This is a genomic window from Bacillus cereus group sp. MYBK14-1, from assembly GCF_051916885.1.
GTDB classification, from domain to species: domain Bacteria; phylum Bacillota; class Bacilli; order Bacillales; family Bacillaceae_G; genus Bacillus_A; species Bacillus_A cereus.
Genome location: NZ_JBQAHM010000006.1, coordinates 163,565 through 184,479 on the forward strand (window position 1 = coordinate 163,565; position 20,915 = coordinate 184,479).

The following is a 20,915-nucleotide window of genomic DNA, read 5'->3' on the forward strand; positions in this document are numbered from 1 at the left end:
TTACATCTTTTGGCGATCACGGAACGCGCGTGCAATTTCACGTTTCGCTTCTTTCTCTTTTAAATCGTGACGTTTATCGTATTGCTTCTTACCTTTTGCTAAACCAAGTGCCATCTTTGCAAATCCATTTTTCAAATAAATTCTAAGTGGAACTAATGCGTAACCTGTTTCTTTCGCAGCGCCCGCTAGTTTATCAATTTCTTTTTTATGCAGAAGTAATTTTCTCGTACGAAGTGGATCATGGTTGAAACGATTCCCTTGTTCGTACGTATTAATGTGCATATTATGAACCCATACTTCACCATTATGTACACGTGCAAACGCATCTTTCAAGTTTACGCGTCCAGCGCGAATCGACTTAATTTCCGTTCCTTGAAGGACAAGCCCTGCTTCGTATGTTTCTTCGATGAAATAATCATGAAATGCTTTTTTGTTCTGTGCAATAACCTTACCTGTACCCTTTGGCATATAACGTCCCTCCTCTATTTTTACTATTGTAACAAATGTTAATAAAAAGCGAAAGTGGCTCGCTCAGAATGTGAGATGGATGGAGCTTCTGACCTTGAGGCGCTCTTTGCCTCTCGGGAAGAAGTGAAGCCGCCGAACATTCTAGCCACTGTAGCTGGATTCCGATAAAAAGCGAAAGTGGCTCGCTCTCAAGCCACGAAGAAAAAAGAAAACGGCCCCGCTTTTCATCAAAGCGAAGCCACTCTTTTCTTACTTACGCTTTTTCTTTTTCTTCTTGAATCCTGGTACGTTTTCGAAGAATGCTTTTTTCTTCTTACCGTTACCATCTTTTTTTCCCGGCTGGCTAGCAGAAGCGGATGCAGATGCAGATCCTCTTCCTTTTCCTTTACCACCACGGTCAAATTTTCTACCTGTGCCACGTTCACCGCCGCGCTCATTACTGCGCTCGCTACGTCCACCGCGTTTCTTTCTGCCTGTTCTTGGCTGCTCGATAACGACTGGACGATCTTTGAACTTACGGCGAGGTGTGCCTTTCATGCCAACGATTTCAAAGTCGATTGCACGCTCGTCTTTGTTTACGTTAATAACGCGAATTGTAATTTCGTCACCGATGCGGAATACGTTTCCTGTACGTTCTCCGATCATAGCGAAATGTTGCTCGTCATAACGGTAGTAATCATCCGTTAAATAACTAACGTGTACAAGACCTTCAATTGTATTTGGAAGCTCTACGAATAAACCGAAGTTTGTTACAGAGCTAATCATACCGTCATACTCTTCACCGATCTTATCAACCATATACTCTGCTTTTTTCATCTCATCTGTTTCACGCTCTGCTTCAACAGCACGACGTTCCATATTAGAAGAATGCTCTGCAATCTCAGGTAATTTTTCACGCCATTTTGCTTGCGTTTCGTTGTCGACTTTACCGTTAATAATGTATTCACGAATTAATCTATGAACGATTGTATCTGGGTAACGACGAATTGGTGATGTGAAGTGTGTGTAGAACTCAGTTGATAAACCGAAATGTCCTAAACTATCCGCATCGTAACGAGCTTGCTTCATAGAACGAAGCATAACTGTTGAAATAACTACTTCTTCTGGCTGTCCTTGAACCATTTCAAGAATTTGTTGTAGCGCGCGAGGATGCACTTCATTCGCACGTCCTTTTACTGCATATCCGAAGTTCGTTACAAACTCGAAGAAACGCTCAAGCTTATCTTCTTTCGGATCTTCATGGACACGGTACATGAATGGTACGTTCATCCAGTGGAAGTGCTCTGCTACTGTTTCATTCGCAACAAGCATAAATTCTTCAATTAACTTCTCTGATATAGAACGATCGCGCATGACAACGTCTGTCGGTTTTCCTTCTTCATCCACTAATACTTTCGCCTCTTTAAAGTCAAAGTCAATTGCACCACGGCGCATACGTTTTTCACGTAAAATTTGTGCCAATTGGCCCATCTCTTTAAACATCGGTACTAATGGCTCATAACGCTTAATTAACTCTTCGTCCTCATCTTCTAAAATGCTTCTTACGTCAGCATACGTCATACGCTCTGTCGTTTTAATTACACTTTGGAAAATCTCGTGTTTAACAACATCACCTAAGTTGTTGATTTCCATTTCACAAGATAATGTCAGACGGTCTACTTTCGGATTTAATGAACAAATACCGTTAGATAGACGATGTGGAATCATCGGAATTACACGGTCAACAAGATACACACTCGTCGCTCTTTCCGCTGCTTCAACATCAATTGGAGAACCTTCTTGAACGTAATGACTTACGTCCGCAATGTGAACGCCAAGCTTGTAGTTACCGTTCTCGAGCTTCGTTACTGTAACAGCATCATCTAAATCTTTTGCGTCTGCACCGTCAATCGTTACGATCATTTGGTCACGTAGATCACGGCGATCTTTTAAATCTTCTTCTGAAATCGTTTCTGGTACACTGTTTGCATGTTCCATCACTTCTTCAGGGAACGCTAAAGGCAAGTGATGTTTATGAATGACAGATAAAATATCTACTCCTGGATCATTTTTATGACCTAGAATTTGAATAACTTCACCTTCTGCACTTAAACGATTCTCTGGATAGCTCGTAATTTTCACAACTACTTTATGACCTTCTACAGCGCCCATAGATGCACTTTTCAATACGAAAATGTCACTTGTCCAGCGCTTATTGTCAGGTATAACGAACCCAAAGTTTTTCGATTCTGTATATGTACCAACTAACTCTTTCGTTCCGCGTTCTAAAATGCGTACAATTGAACCTTCTTGACGCGAACCACTCGATTGGGAACTAAGGCGTGCTAATACTGTATCGCCATGAAGCGCACCGTTTAATTCTGTAGGCGGTATGAAAAGGTCATCGTCTCCCGTTTTCTTCTCATCTGGTACAACGAATGCAAAACCACGTGCATGTCCAATTAACTTACCGCGTATTAAATTCATCTTTTCAGGAAGACCGTAACGGTTGCTACGAGTACGAATAACAAGTCCCTTTTCTTCCATCGTTACAAGTGCCTTTACGAAATCTTTAAAGCCCTCAGAACCTTCAATCCCAAATGCCTCTTCTAACTCTTGTATCGTTAGCGGTTTATACGCTTCTTCTCTCATAAATAATAACAACTTATCAATATGTTCTTGTATGATTTCTTCCAAGCAAAAATACCTCCTTTAAAACCTTATATTATTTAGTGTATCCGAAAGATAGGGGATGTATAAAGTGAAACTTCAATACTCCCCTTATGATTTTTACAGTTTTCACAAAAAATTCCTTATGAAAAAAAGAGGCAACTAGATCTTACCAATCTAGTTGCTCCAAGAAGTTATATACATCCTCATGTAGCTCGTCACGTTGTTTATCAAGTGTAATGACATGCGTAGAGTCTTCATACCATTTAATGTCTTTTAACGTAGATTCTACACCGTTATAAATAATGTTAGCACTATCTGTATTAATCATTTCGTCATGACGTGCTTGTACAACAAATGTTGGTGCATAAATCATATCCACATTGTTACGTACGTCAGCAATTAATTGTTGTAATGCTTTTAATGTATTCATCGGTGTCTTTTGGAATTCCAACATTTCTTGTTCAATTTGTTCAGGTGATTTTTGCTCACGTTTTTTATATTCGCGGGCATATGCCAATATACCTTGGTACATCGTTTCTTCGCTCTTAATATACATCGGTGCACACATTGGTACTACACCTAAAACCGGTACTGTATAACCTAATTTTAAAGAAAATACGCCGCCAAGTGACAATCCAACAACAGCAATTTTCTCAAAACCTTTATCTTTTAAAAGCTGATATGCCTCCGTTACATCTTGCCACCAATCTGTAGGCCCTGTATGAACAAGCTCTTCTGGTGGTACACCGTGCCCTTTATAAATTGGCGCATGACAAGTATAGCCCTTCTTTTCTAAGAAACGCCCTAACATACGTACATCAGCTGAGTTCCCTGTGAATCCATGTAGTAATAAAACAGCGCGGTCTCCACCCTCAAATGTAAATGGTTTCGGAGATGCTAATTTCATCATGTATTTCTCCTCTTTCTCTTCTGTAATCTAGTCGTATTCTTTCTATATCTAGTGTACCATATTTGTATTTCTATAATCTAATTAGAAACATCTTTCAAATAGCAAAACAAAAAAAGAAGAACCATTAGTACCATTCACTAACGCTTCTTCTTTCAATTCTATAAATTGAAGTACGTAACACCAATTGTTAATACAAAGAACAATACAGCTAAAACAATTGTAATACGGTTTAATACCGCTTCAATTCCACGTGCCTTTTGCTTACCAAATAATTGCTCCGCACCGCCTGAAATTGCACCTGAAAGGCCTGAGCTATTACTAGATTGCATAAGTACCATAACAATCATTAAAATCGATACAATAATAAGTAAAACTGATAATAACGTATGCACTTGGCGTACCTCCTACAAAGATTCAGTTATTGTAACTGTAGCATAAATTCTATAGAAAAGCGAGAGCTATAGAGGCGCTCTCGCTTTTCTTCTATTACATAAACATCATCGCAAATAACGGTCCAAGTAAACATGTCAAAATTGCTGTTAATGTCATTGTTACCGATCCAATAACACCTTCATGTTCGTTATTTTTCATCGCTCTCATCACGCCCATAATATGAGAAGCACATCCAAATCCGATACCTTTACCAACTGAGTTTGTAACACGGCTCCATTTTAATAAAAGGGGTCCTGTAATCGTTCCAGTAATACCTGCGATAACAACGAAAGCTGCTGTTAAGGAAGGTACACCACCGACTTGCTCTGAAACACTCATCGCAACTGGCATTGTCACCGATTTTGGTAATGACGATAAGATTAAGCTTTTATCCGTTCCCATAAGTGAAGCAATCGCAAAATCACTAGCGATTGCAACTGTTGTACCTACTAATACCCCGCCAGCAATCGGTACAACATATTTTTGCAGAACATGACGTTGTTTATAAAGAGGAATTGCAAATGCTACAACACCGGGTCCAAGTAGCTTTGCAATCCAGCCACCACCACTTTCCATATAATGTTGATATGGTATATCAAGCACGATAAATAGGAAAGCCATTAATCCAGTTGCTACAAGCATTGGAATGGTGAATGGTGTTGGAAATAATTTATAGATTTTTTTAGATAATTGATATAATAGCACCGTAAAAAGAACCCAACCGACTCCGATTAATATTTGGTTCATCGCGACTCTCTTTCCTTCCTATTCGCAAGATATTGTCCTGTATGTCCTGCGACAATAATAATTAAAAATGTACTCGCTACAACTGTAATGAAAAGAGAAATTCCTTTACTCATAAAAAAAGCACCGTAATTCATTAGGCCAAGCGTTGGCGGAATTAATAAAAACGGCATAATAGCAACGAGTGTTTCTGCTCCTAAATCGAACCATTTCACTGGAAGAACTTTTAGGCTAAGTAAAACAAGTAAGAGGAACATCCCAATCAAACTTCCTGGAATTGGAATATTTAACATTTCTTGCACCCAAGTTCCAACCATATAAAACACGTAAAGAGCAGCAATTTGGACAAGAATCTTTGTAAATTTCATGTTCATCATCCCTCATGTTTATACGATCTTCTGTTAATATCTTTATCATAGTATAAATTGTAAAAAGCTGCAATTTATCAACTTGACAGCAAAAACAGCCTATGTTATACGCTTACAACCTTGATACGACTGCATTTCTAAACGAAAATTACGTCAAAAACCTTGACCTAATATAAAAAGTTTTTATTTTCTGAATTTAAAAGACTATTATTTCAATAAAATAATCTTTTTATTCTTAAACTTACATATATATAAAGTGAAACTTTAATCCATGAGATTCCCCTCATCCTTATTGATTATTAGCCCTCACCAAGCTGGTTTGTACGGGATAAACAAGATAGGTGGTGAACATATGCCCAAAAAAGTTCTCATTTTTTGTGATCCTGGGATTGATGATACGATGGCTCTCCTCTTAGCATTCTTTATCGATGAAGTAGAAATCGTCGGTATCGTTGCTGATTACGGCAATGTTCCAAAAAAAATGGCCGTAGAAAATGCTCATTTTTTTAATAACGAAACAAAGAATAGAAATATCAAGATATTCGGTGGTTCAGAACGTCCCCTTACTGGTGCCCCACCTGCGTTTTTTACGGATGTACATGGAAAACAGGGGCTCGGTCCAATTATTCCAAAGGTGAATGTGACTAACGGAGAAATGGAGAATTTTTTTGAAGTTATTCCTCTTATTGAACAGTATAAAGATGAATTAATTATTGTGAGTTTAGGAAGACTTACCTCCCTAGCAATTTTGTTTATCATGTGCAAACAGTTGATGAAACAAATTAAATCTTACTACGTAATGGGCGGTGCCTTTTTACATCCTGGTAATGTTACCCCTATTTCCGAAGCAAACTTTTATGGCGATCCTACTGCCGCTAATATAGTCCTTCAATCCATAGCTAACATGTACATATACCCATTAAACGTCACTCAATACTCCATCATTACACCAGAAATGGCCGAATACATTGAGGCGAAAGGAAAAGCTCCACTTGTCAAACCGTTATTTGATCATTATTACTACGGATATTATAAAGACGCCCTACCACATTTAAAGGGGAGCCCCTTCCATGACACAATACCAATACTCGCTTTACTTGATAACTCTATGTTTACCTATCACAAATCACCTATCGTTGTCATGACAGAATCTTATGCACAGGGGGCAAGCATTGGAGAATTTCGCTCTTTAGGAGAATCTAAACCATTTATTGATTGGCCGAGTCATCAAATAGCAATTGATTTTGATTATAACCGCTTCTTCAAACATTTCATGTCACTTATGACGGGTGAACAATTTTAGCATAAAAAAACAGACCGTGATTTCTCACGGTCTGTCGTTTATTTTCTACAATTATCGTTTGATGTTATAGAAAGATTTTACACCATCGTAAACAGCTACTTCGCCTAGCTCGTCTTCGATACGTAATAATTGGTTGTACTTAGCAATACGGTCAGTACGGCTCATAGAACCAGTTTTGATTTGGCCAGCGTTAGTTGCAACTGCGATGTCAGCGATTGTAGCATCTTCAGTTTCACCAGAACGGTGAGATACAACTGCTGTGTAACCAGCACGTTTAGCCATTTCGATAGCTTCGAAAGTCTCAGTTAAAGTACCGATTTGGTTAACTTTAATTAAGATTGAGTTAGAGATACCTTTTTCGATACCTTCAGCAAGTTTTTGAGTGTTAGTTACGAATAAATCGTCACCAACTAATTGTACTTTATCACCGATACGCTCAGTTAATAATTTGTGACCATCCCAGTCGTTTTCGTCTAAACCATCTTCGATAGAGATGATTGGGAAGTCTTTGCAAAGCTCTTCATAGAAATCAACCATTTCTGCAGAAGTTAAGCCAGTACGGCCTTCGCCTGCAAGGTCATATTTACCAGTTTCTTTGTTGTAGAACTCAGAAGAAGCAACGTCCATTCCTAAGAATACGTTCTCGCCAGCTTTGTAACCAGCTTTTTCGATAGCTTCGATGATTACTTCTAGAGCTTCACGGTTAGAACCAAGGTTTGGAGCGAATCCACCTTCGTCACCTACTGCAGTGTTAAGACCTTTGTCATGTAATACAGCTTTAAGTGCATGGAATACTTCAGCACCCATACGGATTGATTCTTTGAATGTTGGAGCACCAACTGGTAAGATCATGAACTCTTGGAAGTCAACGTTGTTATCAGCGTGAGAACCACCGTTGATGATGTTCATCATTGGAGTTGGTAATTGTTTTGCATTGAATCCACCAAGGTAACGGTATAATGGAAGACCTACGAAGTCAGCTGCTGCGTGAGCTACTGCCATAGATACACCAAGGATAGCGTTAGCGCCTAGTTTACCTTTGTTTGGAGTGCCATCTAATTCGATCATAGCACGGTCAATACCAGCTTGGTCAGTTACATCGAAACCAGCGATTTCTGGAGCGATAATTTCGTTAACGTTGTTTACTGCGTTAACAACACCTTTACCAAGGTAACGAGATTTGTCACCGTCACGTAATTCTACTGCTTCGTGCTCACCAGTAGATGCACCACTTGGTACGATAGCGCGTCCGAAAGCGCCGCTTTCTGTGTAAACTTCTACTTCTACAGTTGGGTTACCACGAGAGTCAAGGACTTCGCGAGCATAAACATCAATAATTGTTGACATAATAAATTCTCTCCTTTTTATATAAGCAAATTATTTAATAATTGTTTTACCTGTCATTTCTTTCGGTTGCTCAACACCAAGAAGTGTAAGCATTGTTGGAGCGATATCACCTAAGATACCATCTTCACGTAATTCTACGTCGTTCTTAGTAACGATGAAAGGAACCGGGTTAGTTGTATGAGCTGTCATTGGCTCGCCTTCAGAAGTTAATTCTTCATCCGCATTACCATGGTCAGCAGTAATAAGTGCTACACCATCTTTTGCAAGAATCGCTTCTACAACTTTTCCTAAACATTCGTCAGTTGCTTCTACTGCTTTAATTGTTGGTTCCATCATCCCAGAATGGCCAACCATATCACAGTTCGCAAAGTTAAGAATGATAACATCATGTTTATCATTTTCGATTTCATTTACTAAAGCGTCCGTTACTTCGTAAATGCTCATTTCAGGTTTCAAGTCATACGTTGCAACCTTTGGTGAGTTAATTAAGATACGCTCTTCTCCTGGGAATTCAGCCTCACGACCACCGCTAAAGAAGAATGTAACGTGCGGATACTTTTCAGTTTCCGCGATGCGAAGTTGCTTTAATCCCGCTTGCGCAACAACTTCACCTAAAGTGTTATCAAGGTTCATTGGCTTGAATGCCACGTAACCATCTACAGTTTCACTGAAGTGTGTCATACATACGAATTCTGGAATGTGAGGTACTTTTTCACCACGATCGAACTCACGGAAGTCTTCGTTTGTAAATACACGAGCAATTTGAATTGCACGGTCTGGACGGAAGTTATAGAAGATAACTGCATCATCATCATTGATTGTTGCAACTGGCGTGTTATCTTCGTTAACAATTACAGACGGCAATACGAATTCATCATAGATACCGTTCGCATAAGAGTCTTCTACACACTCTTCTGCTGATTTATAAGTAGGGCCTTCACCATTCACCATAGCACGGTAACATTTTTCTACGCGATCCCAACGCTTGTCACGGTCCATGGAGTAATAACGACCAGAGATAGTCGCGAATTGTCCTACTCCTGTTTCTTTAATTACTTCATTTGTTGCATCGATATAGCTTTGTGCTGTTTTTGGTCCAACATCGCGGCCATCTAAGAATGCATGAATGTATACTTTCTCAACGCCTTCTTTAGCTGCTAAGCGAAGAAGAGCAAACATGTGATTCATGTGACTGTGCACACCACCGTCAGAAAGTAAACCGAATAAATGAAGTGCAGTACCTTTTTCTTTTACGCTTTTAATTGCACTTTGGAACGTTTCGTTCTTATCGAACTCACCTTCACGAATTGCAACGTTAACACGTGTTAAGCTTTGATATACAATGCGGCCAGCACCGATATTTAAGTGACCAACCTCAGAGTTACCCATTTGACCTTCTGGAAGACCTACTGCCTCGCCACAAGCTGTAAGCGTTGTGTGAGGGAATTTGTTCCAGTAACCATCAAAATTAGGTTTCTTAGCTTGTGCTACAGCATTCCCGTAAGTTTCTTCACGAAGTCCGAAACCGTCAAGAATGATTAAAGCTGTTGGCTTTCTCATTTTACCGCCCCCAGAAGACCTAAGAACGAAGCTGGCTCTAAGCTAGCACCGCCAACTAAAGCGCCGTCGATGTCAGATTGTGCCATATACTCTTTAATGTTTTCTGGTTTTACGCTACCGCCGTATTGGATACGAACAGCTTCTGCAGCTTCTGGAGAAACAGCTTCTGCAACAACTTTACGGATGTGCGCACATACTTCGTTTGCATCTGCAGAAGAAGAAGATTTACCTGTACCGATAGCCCAGATTGGCTCATAAGCGATAACAGTTGCTTTAACTTGCTCTTCTGTTAAACCTGCAAGTGCTTTTGTCACTTGACCTGCTACTAGATCAAATGTTTTTCCGCTTTCGCGCTCTTCTAAAGTCTCACCACAACATACGATTGGTGTTAAACCATGTTCAAATGCTGCGATAGTCTTTTTGTTTACTGACTCATCTGTTTCAGCAAACATTTCACGACGCTCAGAGTGGCCAAGTACTACATAGCCAACTTTTAAGTCGCTAAGTGCTACTGGGCTAATTTCGCCAGTGAATGCACCATTTTTTTCGAAGTGCATGTTTTGTGCACCTACTTGTAAGTCAGTTCCTTCAGTTGCTGCTACAAGGCGCTCTAAGAATAGAGCTGGAGAGCAAACTACTGCATCAACAGCTGAAGCTGCTGGGATTTGACCTTTAACTTCCTCTACGAAGCTAACTGCTTCTGATAGAGTTTTATTCATTTTCCAGTTACCTGCGATAATTGGTTTACGCATGCTTTGCACCGTCCTTTTTCTTTGGCTGCTACTTATTTGTCGTTAAGACAAACTACACCTGGAAGCTCTTTACCTTCCATGAATTCTAATGACGCACCGCCGCCAGTAGAAATGTGGCTCATTTTATCAGCCATACCGAATTTTTCAACAGCTGCTGCAGAGTCACCACCGCCGATAACAGAGTATGTATCTTCTGCATCTGCTAATGCTTGTCCTACTGCTTTTGTACCTTCTGCGAATGGAGTCATTTCGAATACACCCATTGGTCCATTCCATACAACAAGCTTAGAATTTTTAATTACATCTGCATAAATTTCACGTGTTTTAGGACCGATGTCCACGCCTTCCCAGTTAGAAGGGATAGAGTCGATACCAACGATTTTAGTTGTTGCAGTTTCAGAGAATTCCTCAGTGATTACAACATCAACTGGCATGTAGAAGTTTACGCCTTTTTCTTTTGCAAGTTGCATAAATTCTTTAGCTAGTTCGATCTTGTCGTCTTCACATAGAGATAGACCAATTTCATGACCTAAAGCTTTAACGAATGTGTAAGCAAGTCCACCACCGATGATTAAGTTATCTACTTTGTCTAATAGATGACGAATTACACCGATTTTATCTTTTACTTTCGCACCACCGATAATAGCTGTAAATGGACGTTCTGGGTTAGAAAGTGCTTTACCAAGTACATCTAACTCTTTTTCCATTAATAGACCAGATACTGCTGGTAGGTAGTCTGCGATACCTGCTGTAGAAGCGTGAGCACGGTGAGCTGCACCGAATGCATCGTTTACGAAGATGTCAGCAAGTGCTGCAAATTCTTTCGCAAGTTCTGCATCGTTCTTTTCTTCGCCCGCATAGAAACGTACGTTTTCAAGAACTAATACGTCGCCTTCGTTCATTGCTGCAACCATTTCTTGTGCAACTGGTCCGAATGCTTCGTCCGCTTTTTTAACGTCTTTACCAAGAAGCTCACCTAAACGTGCTGCTACTGGAGTTAAACGCATTTCTTCTACTACTTGACCTTTTGGACGGCCTAAGTGACTTGCTAAAATAACTTTCGCACCTTGCTCTACTAAATATTGAATTGTAGGAAGAGCTGCACGGATACGAGTTTCATCTGTAATTTTGCCTTCTTTCATAGGTACGTTGAAATCAACGCGGCAAAATACACGCTTACCTTTTAAATCTACGTCACGAATTGATTTTTTGTTCATTGGATTTCCCTCCGACTACTAGTTAGGATTGACAAAACCCACTCAAAAGCTTAACACATTTGCTTTTAAAACGAAAGAAGAGAGAGAGGGAACAAACCCTCTCCCTCGTTTTGTCATTGATAACTTATATAATTAAGAATTAAAGACCTTTTGAAGTCATGTAAGCTGCTAGGTCTACTACGCGGTTAGAGTAACCAGTTTCGTTATCGTACCAAGAAAGTACTTTAACCATGTTACCTTCCATTACCATTGTAGATAATGCATCGATTGTAGAAGAAGCTGTACATCCGTTATAGTCGATAGATACTAATGGCTCTTCGCTGTATCCAAGGATACCTTTTAATTCGCCTTCAGCTGCTGCTTTGAATGCTGCATTTACTTCTTCAACTGTTACTTCTTTGTCAAGTTCAACAACTAGGTCAACTAGAGAAACGTTAGCAGTTGGAACACGTACAGCGCCACCGTTTAATTTACCTTTAAGTTCTGGTAATACTAATGCTACAGCTTTAGCTGCACCAGTAGATGTTGGGATCATGTTTTCAGCTGCTGCACGAGCACGACGTAAATCTTTGTGTGGTAAGTCTAAGATTTGTTGGTCGTTAGTGTAAGAGTGAATTGTTGTCATCATTCCGCGTTTTACGCCGAATTTTTCGTTTAATACTTTAGCGAATGGAGCTAGACAGTTTGTAGTACAAGAAGCGTTAGATACTACGTTGTGGTTAGCTGCATCGTATTGTTCGTGGTTAACACCCATAACTACAGTGATATCTTCGTCAGAAGCTGGAGCTGAGATGATAACTTTCTTAACTGATCCACCTAAGTGTTTCTCAGCGTCTGATTTTTTAGTGAAACGGCCAGTAGATTCTACTACTACTTCTACTCCGTAGTCGCTCCATGGTAATTGAGCTGGGTCACGCTCAGCGATAACTTTAATTTCTTTACCGTTAACAACGATGCTGTTTTCGTTAGCAGATACTTCTGCATTTAAAGTTCCGTGAACTGTGTCATATTTTAAAAGGTGAGCTAATGTTTTAGCATCTGTTAAGTCGTTGATTGCTACTACTTCTACCTCAGAGTTGTTAAGAGCTGCGCGGAATACGTTACGTCCGATACGTCCAAATCCATTAATACCAATTTTAGTCATTTGAATTTCCTCCTTGGGGGATTATATTAAAGGGTAAAACCCTTTGTTAACTGTTTTGCTGCACCTTCATCTGTAATTAGAATTGAAGTGTGCCCTTGTTTAATTACAGCCTGTATTGCTTTTGCCTTTGAAGAACCTCCAGCGACTGCAACAACGTGAGATACATTTTGTAAATCCTCTAGTTGCATACCAACTGTTCTTACTTTATGAACAACATTTCCTTCTTCATTAAAGTAGTAACCGAAAGCTTCGCCAACTGCTTCGCTTGCCTGAATCTTTAACCAATCTGCTTCTGAAGTACTTCTGCGACGTGCCATTGTTAACGCATCACCTATTCCATGAATGACGATATTGGAAGATCGAATCAACTCAAGAACTTCTTTCACGGAAGGCTCTGTCACAATAGACGCATATGCTTCGCTACTAACATGGTCTGGAACATACAATAAGCGATAATTACTCATCGTATTTTGTGCCATCTTGGCACAAATGGTATTGGCTTCTAATTCGACGCCTTCTCCAATTCCACCACGTGCTGGGACAAATAGCATATGTAAATCTTTGCAATCAAGTTGCATCATGTCCGCAGCAGCAGCTAGCGTAGTTCCTCCAGCCACAGCAACGATATTATTCGCTGTCAGACGGTCTTTTATACAAGTCACACAAGCACGGCCCATCTCCAGTTTGACCCAAGGTGATTCATCACTATCACCAGGGACAACGAAAACTTCATCCAAGTCTAATGTTTCCTTAAGTTGCTTTTCTAAAACCTTTAACCCGGAAATTTCTTTCATAAAGTCTTCCAAAGCAAGAACTAAAGCTGTTCCTTCTTCTGTCAAAGTCATTCCAGAAGAAGCGACGTGAACTAAGTTTTGTTCTTTCAAAACTTGAACTTCACTTCGCAATACTCGTTCTGTCATACCGAGACTTGCTGATAAGTTTCTTCTTCCAATCGGCTGCATGAGCCTAATGTATTGAAGAATTTGCATTCTCGTTTGCATAACAGGTAGCAGATCAGGTAATAATTTTTTTGTGTTCTGAATCCATGAGCGCATATCTTTTCTCCTCACTACATCGGTTCATTTTTCCTTCGTGGTCACTTTACGTCCCGTAGTGACATTTTGTGTCCCACATAGGTTAAAAAAATAATCCCTGCTACGTGTATTATTGTAACAGGAGATAGAAACTTATTCAACTCTTAACTGCATTCTTTATATAGTTTATTATGACACCTTTGTGAATGTTACCATATTCTACTTGTTTTCCGTCCATTTCTACAACCGGAATCATTAAGTGATATTTTTCTAAAAGGTCATTATCTTCATATATATCTATTTCCTCGATTTGAAAAGAATATTCACATTGTACTTCCTGTAAAACTTGTTTCGCCTTCACGCAAAGGCCACAATCTTTTTTAGTATACAGTACAACTTTCATCTTCTTCACCTATCCGATCGTTTTTCGTAATGACGAAGCTGGGATATGCATTTGTTCTCTATACTTCGCCACTGTTCTTCGAGAAATAACAATTTCATGCTCTTCTTCTAATAATTTTGAAATCTTTTGATCTGAAAGTGGCTTTTTCTTATCCTCTGCCCCAATTAGCGTTTGAATAAATTGTTTTACACGTTTTGTAGAAACTGCTTCATCTTCAGTCGTCGAAACGGCATTGCTAAAGAACGATTTCATCTCAAATAAACCGTGTGGTGTTTGAACATATTTATTTCGCGTCGCACGACTAATTGTCGATTCATGCACACTTAACTCTTCCGCTACCTCTTTTAAAGCGAGAGGTCTTAAATACTCTGGACCTTTCCAGAAGAAATCACGTTGTTTTTCCATAATAATAGTCATTACTTGCAGCAGCGTCTGTTTTCTCTGCTTCAAACTGCGCATAATCCACTGCACATGCTGATACTTTTCTGATATGTAAGATGCTACTTCACTTTCACTATTATTAAGAAGCGCACTATATTCAGAATGAATTTCAATTCTCGGCATATTTCTCTCATTCATTTGTAAAACGAGGCGATCGCCATCTTTTTTCACCGCCATATCAGGCACAATATAAAGTGGTTTATCTGAAGAAAACGCAAGACCTGGTTTTGGTTGTAATGACGTTATACAATTTACCGCACTCTGTAATTCCTCATTACTACATTTCAACACTTGAACGAGCTTTCGCCAATCTTTCTTCACAAAATAAGCGAAATGATCTTCTACAACCTCTTCTGCTAATCCATTCTGTCTTTGTAAGCGCTTCAATTGCAAGGTTAAACATTCCTGAATATTACGCGCCCCTACCCCTGCTGGTTCCAGTGATTGGACAAGCTCTACAGAGCGGTCGACTACATGAATATGCGCAGAAAGGAGCTCTGCTAACTCTTCATTCGTTTCTTGTAAATATCCATTTCCATCCATGTTCATAATAATGAAAGAAGCTACTTTTCGCTCTTCTTCATCTATTTTATAATACTGTATTTGATTTAATAAATGTTGCTGAATCGTTGTAGAATCCACACTGTAGATCTCCATCTGATTCTCGACTTGTTTGCTGGTACTTTTACTGTTGTTAGAGCTCTTTTTCTTCTCCCTCTCAAAACCACCTAACTCAATAAGGGGATTCTCTAACGATTGCTCATACAAAAACTCCGATAATTCTTGTACATTATACTGGAGCATTGTAATCGCTTGCCTTAACTCTTGTGTCATTGCCAAACGTAAGCTTTGTTCTTGTAAAAGACTTGCCTTCAAACTAATCTCCCCCTTGTTTCTATTGTACAATAAGTTTGGTAAAAGGAGAATCCTCACGCAGACACCCATTCCAAAATATTATTAATTTATATGTATTAATGAGATTTACAACTTACAACCTAAATTTGAATAATATTGAAAGAAAATAATAAACTCAATTATTTGTTACCACATACTAATAGTAACCCTTAATTTTATATATAACAACATTAAATTTATCTCTGTTCAATTCCAAAATAAAAAGAGCAGTTTAGGTATAGTGACACTTCACTATGCCTAACTACTCTTTTACGATACTTAATTAAGAAAGAAACCTCTTATTTAAAGCTAAGGAACTTTGATTCCTAATTACATAGGAATCATAGAGATAATCGTTCGATTCACTAGACGCTCCTTGAATTCCTCTCATCTCTTCCACAGACAACTCAACTATTTTTTTCACGCTTCTCTCGTTATTACTATCCATCATTTTTTGTTTTCTTTTCGAAAAAAATCCCATAATTTATTCCCCCCTGCAATTAATTATTTTTTAACAATTGAATGAATTTAAGGCTCTTACCACTTCTTAATACACCTTTCGGATAGACCTTCGCTGCAAACATAGCAATTAAGCTGATGCTAGCCAGTAATACAACCATAGATGTAATAATTTCTAAACTCCCAACGGATCCATTAATAATCCTAACTACCATACTAATTGGGGCTGTAAACGGAACATATGATGTCACCCTTGATACTAGCCCTTCAGGGTTATCAAGTACTACTAATAACTCCACCACTAAGCTTCCCATCAATATAAGAGTAATCGGCATCGTTGTTCCGGATAATTCTTCTGGCCTGCTTACCATAGAACCAAACACTGCGAAAAGTGCCGCATAAACGAAGTAACCGAGAACAAAATATAACAAGAAATATGCAGCATGCTCACCTGTAATCATATTTACATCAATATTCACTCCAAAAAACGAATCCGATACCTTAAAAATTCCAGATTTAATATATAGCGCCATACTAAGGAAGAAAATAAATAACTGTGTCAAACTAGCAAGACCGACTCCTAATATCTTCCCAAAGACCATGTGAACAGGCGACACCTTCGTTACCATCACTTCCATAACACGCGACGCCTTCTCTGACGCTACCGCTGTAGCAATCGCATTTCCATACGAAGTAATTGCTAAGTACATAATCGCCACTAATAAATACACCAGTAAGAATGAGCTTGTTTCTTCGTTATTTAAGTTTTGTTTTTTCGCTTGCACGTTCATCGTCAGTGATTTCACAGCCTCTTCTGATAACTGTTGTTTAACTACCGCACTTTGAAAATACTGATTTTGTACAAATACCTGTGCACTTTGAATCAACTTAGGATTATCCAGCTTCATAAAGTAATCTAATACTGGTTCAGCACCCACGCCCTCTTTTAATATAAAGAGCGCTTCGATTTTCTTATCTAACAATTCTTGCTTATATTGATTTAATTTTGTTTTATCTCCTAAAGACCAATCCCATTCCGGAAGAGCTTTACTAAGATTAGATTGATCCACCGTAACATTAGGTGCTTCAGAAATAAATACAACCTTTGCTTTTTCTTTCTCTCCAGAAAACTTTTGTACTAAAGTTGGAAAAGAGAATAAGAATATCCCTCCTCCTATTAATAACAATGTCATCCCAATAAATATTTTCGTCCTCACACGATCCCAGTACGTTTGCCCTAAAACAATCCAGAAATTCCTCATTACTTATGCACCCGCCTTTTCAACAAAGATTTGATGTAAAGAAGGTTCTTTAATAGAAACGTCTCGGATATATTGTTTAGTTTTAATATCTTCAAGCAGCGAAAATGCATCCTCTCCATCATTAACTTTAATCATGAACGTACGATTAACTTTTTCAAAATTGAAATTTTTCTTCTTAAGAATTGGTTCAATATCCCCTTCCGTTTGCAACGTCATATATTTGTATTGATAACTTTTCTTAATATCTGACAAGGCACCCGATAATACAATTTGACCGTTTTTCATAATACAAATTTCCTCACAGAACGTTTCTACACTGTCCATTTGATGACTACAAAAGATAATCGTTTTTCTTTGCGCGATTAACTCAAGTACAACATTTTTTAACATCTCTGCATTTACAGGATCCAATCCACTAAATGGCTCATCTAGTATGATGAATTCCGGATTATGCAATATCGCTGAAATCAATTGGATTTTTTGTTGATTTCCCTTTGACAATTCCTCTGTTTTCTTCTTTAAATGTGGTGTCATTTCTAATTTTTCTAGCCACTGTAACGCATGCCTTTTTGCAAGATTTGCTGGCATTCCTTCTAACTTGCCGAAATACACTAATTGCTCCACTACATTCATTTTCGGGTATAATCCACGCTCTTCTGGTAAATAGCCGATAGACAAGTCTTTCTTTGAAAAAGGGCGATTATTCCATAGAATTTGGCCGCTATCCGGTTTGATTAAATCTAAGATCATACGAATTGTTGTCGTCTTACCAGCACCATTCCGGCCCAGCATCCCTAAAATTCCACCTTCTTCTACACGTATATTTAAATCATCAACAGCTTTATATTCACCAAATGTTTTATTTAAACCTTGAATTTCAAATGCCATCCATAACAGCTCCTTTTAGCTTTTTACGAAATAAATAACCGCCATTCCTAATACCATCCCGCCTACCATCAACAAAAACTTTTTCATAACTATTTCCTCCTTCATTGACTTGTTAAGTTGTATCTTTATCATAGACTTCTTTCTGATGCTATTGTCCGCAATCCGTACTGTATTTACCGTAAAAAAAGCGAACCACTCTTATGTGGTTCACCGCAATTTCAACAGATGAAGTTGATTGTATGAAAACTTCTTAAATGTTATTATAAAAATATTCAGAAATTAAACGATATACCTACAAAGAGAGGTGTCCAAACCGTTGCAGATACAACGTAACTTCGTTTTCATTTTATGTGTAACTATCCTGTATTTTTGTTTACAAGGCTATATCTTATATAAAATAAACCAACCATATAGTGGCGTTCTTATTTCTAAAACAGACTCAGCTACATACACAATAGCAAAAATTAAATCCTCCGGTTGGGCTTTTCATACGGACTTAAAAGAAGGCGATATAATCTATTCGATAAATAAAGAAAAGCCTCATTTAGGAATACTTCCTGGATATCAAAACCAATCACTAAATGCATCTGAAATACAAGTTAAAAAAGGCGATATCATCCAAACTTATAAAGGAACACAACATTTTATTGATTCTCGTGACAAAATTATTTCTATATACTTTCCCTTCCTACTCGTTTTTATTTGTTTAGGGTTATCTATTTTTCTTTATACAAAGAAGCCTTTGAGCCGGGAAACATTCTTTTTGATTACGTTTCTATTCATGACTTCCTCAAGTCTTCTAATCGCAGTTGAATCTGGTAAAGGTGATTTTATCGCCCTCATTATTTTAAGTATTGTATTTCAAGGTACACCTATGTCTCTCATTTTATTATTGAATGAGTTATTCAAGAAAAAGCAACTATACGTCATTTCTATGAGATTTCTAAAAATCGATATTGCAATTGGCATTATTTTACTATCACTCTCTATTTTAACGATGTTCATTCCATTTCCCGTAGTTAATACCGATGGATTAGAACTAATTTACCTTTCAATAAATATTATCTTTTGCATATATTTTTTAATCCGTGCCTATATCAAATATCACAATACAGTACATAAACCATTTTTAAAATTAATGCTCACGATTCATTCCATTGCCTTCTTTCCGTTCGTTACACTCTATGCCCTTCCAGATGCAATATTCAGTACACCGATTCTCTCAGCAGATATTGGAGCTATGTTCCTAATCGCTCTTCCAATCGGTTATTTTTATTTAGTAGCGACGAAGCAGATTTTTGATGTAGATTTTGTATTTGATCGTTTACGGTATTACGCATTTCTGTCATTAATCCCAACTCTATTAATTGCAATCATTACGAGCTGGAGCATTTATTACAAAGACAATTTTCTCTCTCGACTGCTGCAAAGTTTTATTATTATTTTTCCGTTAAATATTCTATTTCTCATATTAAAAGAAAGATTAGATTTTACATTTCGTAATCACCTCTTTCGGACTAAAACAAACTTATACGTAAATATTGAACAGTTTACCGCACAGCTATCATCTATTATGAAAACAGAAGAGTTAGAGAAAAAATTCACTAATGAAATCGTTTCGATGTTGAAACCTTCTTTTATTCAATTTGTTCAATATGATATGAAAGAAAACACATATACACGATGCAACGGATATGGACAAACGAAAGATTTCACACTTTCTAAAAAGAAAAAATGGAGTATGGCAGCATTACTAATTAATGATTTATTAGAGGATGATGGATGCATCGGTATTTACTTATACTCTACTAAACATATAAAACACTACATCTGGATTGGAACAAAAGTGAATAATATTAAATATAATACGCATGAAAAATCATGGTTCATCACTGTCACGACATACGTCCGTCTTATTTACGAAAACTTGTATACCATTAATGAAATTATTCATTCTCTAGAGCAGGAGAGTTTAGAATCCAAAACAAATTCTGCAAGCTTATCACGCCTACTCTTTCAAATTTCTGAACAAGAAAGGCGCCGACTTGCTTCAGATTTACACGACTCTGCATTACAAGATCAAATTGTATGGTACCGCAAACTAGACTCTTTACTAAAAAACAAATCCGTTCCACTAGAATTAAAAAATGAACTAAAAAAAATCCACTTCGGTATGCACGATGTAATACAACAAATTCGCGACACATGTAATGAATTGCGTCCATCACTTTTATCAGATGCTGGTTTAATTGGTGCATTAAGAGAATTGCTAGCCCAAACACAATTACGTGTGCAGTTTCAAATTCAATTTGATCATGAATCAATTCAAGAACATCATTACGATTTTGACAAAATTTTATCTTTATATCGCATCATTCAAGAACTACTAACAAACGCAGATAAACATTCCGAGGCAACCATCGTATCGATTTTTTTATGGGAAGAGAATAACTGTATTTTCCTAGACTACCGAGACAACGGCAAAGGTTTTAATATAGACACTCCCCACTCTCCTAAGCAGCATATGGGGCTTTCCGGTATAAAAGGAAGGCTTCAATCAATTGGTGGAGAAATACATATAGTATCCGAAGCAAAAAAAGGACTTCAAATAAACATTACAGTTCCGAGGTGGTAAAT

19 protein-coding genes are annotated in these 20,915 nt (G+C 38.0%); 2 read left to right on the forward strand and 17 right to left on the reverse strand.

Features of this window, described 5'->3' with window-relative positions; all coding sequences use genetic code 11:
• The 6 genes from smpB to ACTFR3_RS17610 all read right to left on the reverse strand — a co-directional run bounded on the left by smpB (window position 1) and on the right by ACTFR3_RS17610 (window position 5,574).
• Entirely contained in the window at window positions 1-468 is a 468-nt protein-coding gene (gene smpB / locus ACTFR3_RS17585; RefSeq protein WP_001123919.1) for an SsrA-binding protein, read from the reverse strand.
• Between the two features lie 249 nt (window positions 469-717).
• A complete protein-coding gene (gene rnr / locus ACTFR3_RS17590; RefSeq protein ID WP_440044626.1) occupies window positions 718-3,144 on the reverse strand; it encodes a ribonuclease R in 2,427 nt (808 codons plus the stop codon).
• Between the two features lie 142 nt (window positions 3,145-3,286).
• Window positions 3,287-4,027 (reverse strand): carboxylesterase, encoded by a 741-nt coding sequence (estA, locus tag ACTFR3_RS17595; protein WP_000761986.1) that lies wholly within the window; start codon window positions 4,025-4,027, stop codon window positions 3,287-3,289.
• A gap of 161 nt (window positions 4,028-4,188) precedes the next feature.
• Window positions 4,189-4,422, reverse strand: coding sequence for a preprotein translocase subunit SecG (gene secG / locus ACTFR3_RS17600; protein WP_000557264.1), 234 nt, complete (start codon window positions 4,420-4,422; stop codon window positions 4,189-4,191).
• A 94-nt stretch (window positions 4,423-4,516) separates the two neighbouring features.
• Window positions 4,517-5,209 carry an LrgB family protein gene (locus ACTFR3_RS17605; protein WP_440044627.1) on the reverse strand — a complete coding sequence of 231 codons (693 nt, stop codon included), beginning with the start codon at window positions 5,207-5,209 and terminating at the stop codon, window positions 4,517-4,519.
• Window positions 5,206-5,574 (reverse strand): CidA/LrgA family holin-like protein, encoded by a 369-nt coding sequence (locus ACTFR3_RS17610; protein WP_000673222.1) that lies wholly within the window; start codon window positions 5,572-5,574, stop codon window positions 5,206-5,208. The genes ACTFR3_RS17605 and ACTFR3_RS17610 overlap by 4 nt, the downstream gene beginning before the upstream one ends.
• A gap of 352 nt (window positions 5,575-5,926) precedes the next feature.
• Between ACTFR3_RS17610 and ACTFR3_RS17615 the strand changes: the two genes are divergently transcribed.
• Entirely contained in the window at window positions 5,927-6,877 is a 951-nt protein-coding gene (locus tag ACTFR3_RS17615; protein WP_001125066.1) for a nucleoside hydrolase, read from the forward strand.
• A 51-nt stretch (window positions 6,878-6,928) separates the two neighbouring features.
• Here ACTFR3_RS17615 and eno read toward each other — a convergent pair whose 3' ends face one another.
• The 11 genes from eno to ACTFR3_RS17670 form a co-directional block, all read right to left on the reverse strand.
• Window positions 6,929-8,224, reverse strand: a complete 1,296-nt coding sequence (gene eno, locus ACTFR3_RS17620; RefSeq protein WP_000103955.1) for a phosphopyruvate hydratase — start codon at window positions 8,222-8,224, stop codon at window positions 6,929-6,931.
• Window positions 8,225-8,254: 30 nt separating this feature from the next.
• Window positions 8,255-9,784 (reverse strand): 2,3-bisphosphoglycerate-independent phosphoglycerate mutase, encoded by a 1,530-nt coding sequence (gpmI, locus tag ACTFR3_RS17625; RefSeq protein ID WP_001231152.1) that lies wholly within the window; start codon window positions 9,782-9,784, stop codon window positions 8,255-8,257.
• Window positions 9,781-10,536, reverse strand: coding sequence for a triose-phosphate isomerase (tpiA, locus tag ACTFR3_RS17630; RefSeq protein WP_001231038.1), 756 nt, complete (start codon window positions 10,534-10,536; stop codon window positions 9,781-9,783). Before tpiA ends, gpmI begins: the two co-directional genes overlap by 4 nt.
• A gap of 32 nt (window positions 10,537-10,568) precedes the next feature.
• On the reverse strand, window positions 10,569-11,753 hold the full coding sequence (locus tag ACTFR3_RS17635) for a phosphoglycerate kinase (protein ID WP_001036350.1): 1,185 nt from the start codon (window positions 11,751-11,753) through the stop codon (window positions 10,569-10,571).
• Between the two features lie 139 nt (window positions 11,754-11,892).
• Window positions 11,893-12,897, reverse strand: coding sequence for a type I glyceraldehyde-3-phosphate dehydrogenase (gene gap / locus ACTFR3_RS17640; protein WP_000161236.1), 1,005 nt, complete (start codon window positions 12,895-12,897; stop codon window positions 11,893-11,895).
• A 26-nt stretch (window positions 12,898-12,923) separates the two neighbouring features.
• Window positions 12,924-13,952 carry a gapA transcriptional regulator CggR gene (gene cggR, locus ACTFR3_RS17645; protein ID WP_001258185.1) on the reverse strand — a complete coding sequence of 343 codons (1,029 nt, stop codon included), beginning with the start codon at window positions 13,950-13,952 and terminating at the stop codon, window positions 12,924-12,926.
• A gap of 136 nt (window positions 13,953-14,088) precedes the next feature.
• The gene (locus ACTFR3_RS17650; protein ID WP_000869730.1) at window positions 14,089-14,334 is read right to left on the reverse strand and encodes a glutaredoxin family protein; all 246 of its coding nucleotides are present in this window, start codon (window positions 14,332-14,334) and stop codon (window positions 14,089-14,091) included.
• A 9-nt stretch (window positions 14,335-14,343) separates the two neighbouring features.
• Window positions 14,344-15,651, reverse strand: a complete 1,308-nt coding sequence (rpoN, locus tag ACTFR3_RS17655) for an RNA polymerase factor sigma-54 (protein WP_440044628.1) — start codon at window positions 15,649-15,651, stop codon at window positions 14,344-14,346.
• A 301-nt stretch (window positions 15,652-15,952) separates the two neighbouring features.
• Window positions 15,953-16,150: a hypothetical protein gene (locus ACTFR3_RS17660; RefSeq protein ID WP_000505575.1), complete on the reverse strand. Its 198-nt coding sequence runs from the start codon at window positions 16,148-16,150 to the stop codon at window positions 15,953-15,955.
• Between the two features lie 19 nt (window positions 16,151-16,169).
• The gene (locus tag ACTFR3_RS17665) at window positions 16,170-17,390 is read right to left on the reverse strand and encodes an ABC transporter permease (RefSeq protein ID WP_079004206.1); all 1,221 of its coding nucleotides are present in this window, start codon (window positions 17,388-17,390) and stop codon (window positions 16,170-16,172) included.
• 3 nt (window positions 17,391-17,393) lie between these two features.
• Complete coding sequence (locus ACTFR3_RS17670) at window positions 17,394-18,278, reverse strand: ABC transporter ATP-binding protein (protein WP_000863488.1); 885 nt, start codon at window positions 18,276-18,278, stop codon at window positions 17,394-17,396.
• 316 nt (window positions 18,279-18,594) lie between these two features.
• Here ACTFR3_RS17670 and ACTFR3_RS17675 point away from each other — a divergent pair, with 316 nt between their 5' ends.
• A complete protein-coding gene (locus ACTFR3_RS17675) occupies window positions 18,595-20,913 on the forward strand; it encodes a sensor histidine kinase (protein ID WP_074047616.1) in 2,319 nt (772 codons plus the stop codon).
• Window positions 20,914-20,915 lie beyond the last annotated feature (2 nt).

Excerpts from the sequence above, each read along its gene's own strand:
- smpB (WP_001123919.1), bottom strand. The coding sequence starts at position 468 with ATGCCAAAGGGTACAGGTAAGGTTATTGCACAGAACAAAAAAGCATTT.
- estA (WP_000761986.1), bottom strand. The coding sequence starts at position 4,027 with ATGAAATTAGCATCTCCGAAACCATTTACATTTGAGGGTGGAGACCGC.
- ACTFR3_RS17605 (WP_440044627.1), bottom strand. The coding sequence starts at position 5,209 with ATGAACCAAATATTAATCGGAGTCGGTTGGGTTCTTTTTACGGTGCTA.
- ACTFR3_RS17610 (WP_000673222.1), bottom strand. The coding sequence starts at position 5,574 with ATGAAATTTACAAAGATTCTTGTCCAAATTGCTGCTCTTTACGTGTTT.
- ACTFR3_RS17615 (WP_001125066.1), top strand. The coding sequence starts at position 5,927 with ATGCCCAAAAAAGTTCTCATTTTTTGTGATCCTGGGATTGATGATACG.
- eno (WP_000103955.1), bottom strand. The coding sequence starts at position 8,224 with ATGTCAACAATTATTGATGTTTATGCTCGCGAAGTCCTTGACTCTCGT.
- gpmI (WP_001231152.1), bottom strand. The coding sequence starts at position 9,784 with ATGAGAAAGCCAACAGCTTTAATCATTCTTGACGGTTTCGGACTTCGT.
- tpiA (WP_001231038.1), bottom strand. The coding sequence starts at position 10,536 with ATGCGTAAACCAATTATCGCAGGTAACTGGAAAATGAATAAAACTCTA.
- ACTFR3_RS17635 (WP_001036350.1), bottom strand. The coding sequence starts at position 11,753 with ATGAACAAAAAATCAATTCGTGACGTAGATTTAAAAGGTAAGCGTGTA.
- gap (WP_000161236.1), bottom strand. The coding sequence starts at position 12,897 with ATGACTAAAATTGGTATTAATGGATTTGGACGTATCGGACGTAACGTA.
- cggR (WP_001258185.1), bottom strand. The coding sequence starts at position 13,952 with ATGCGCTCATGGATTCAGAACACAAAAAAATTATTACCTGATCTGCTA.
- ACTFR3_RS17650 (WP_000869730.1), bottom strand. The coding sequence starts at position 14,334 with ATGAAAGTTGTACTGTATACTAAAAAAGATTGTGGCCTTTGCGTGAAG.
- ACTFR3_RS17660 (WP_000505575.1), bottom strand. The coding sequence starts at position 16,150 with ATGGGATTTTTTTCGAAAAGAAAACAAAAAATGATGGATAGTAATAAC.
- ACTFR3_RS17665 (WP_079004206.1), bottom strand. The coding sequence starts at position 17,390 with ATGAGGAATTTCTGGATTGTTTTAGGGCAAACGTACTGGGATCGTGTG.
- ACTFR3_RS17670 (WP_000863488.1), bottom strand. The coding sequence starts at position 18,278 with ATGGCATTTGAAATTCAAGGTTTAAATAAAACATTTGGTGAATATAAA.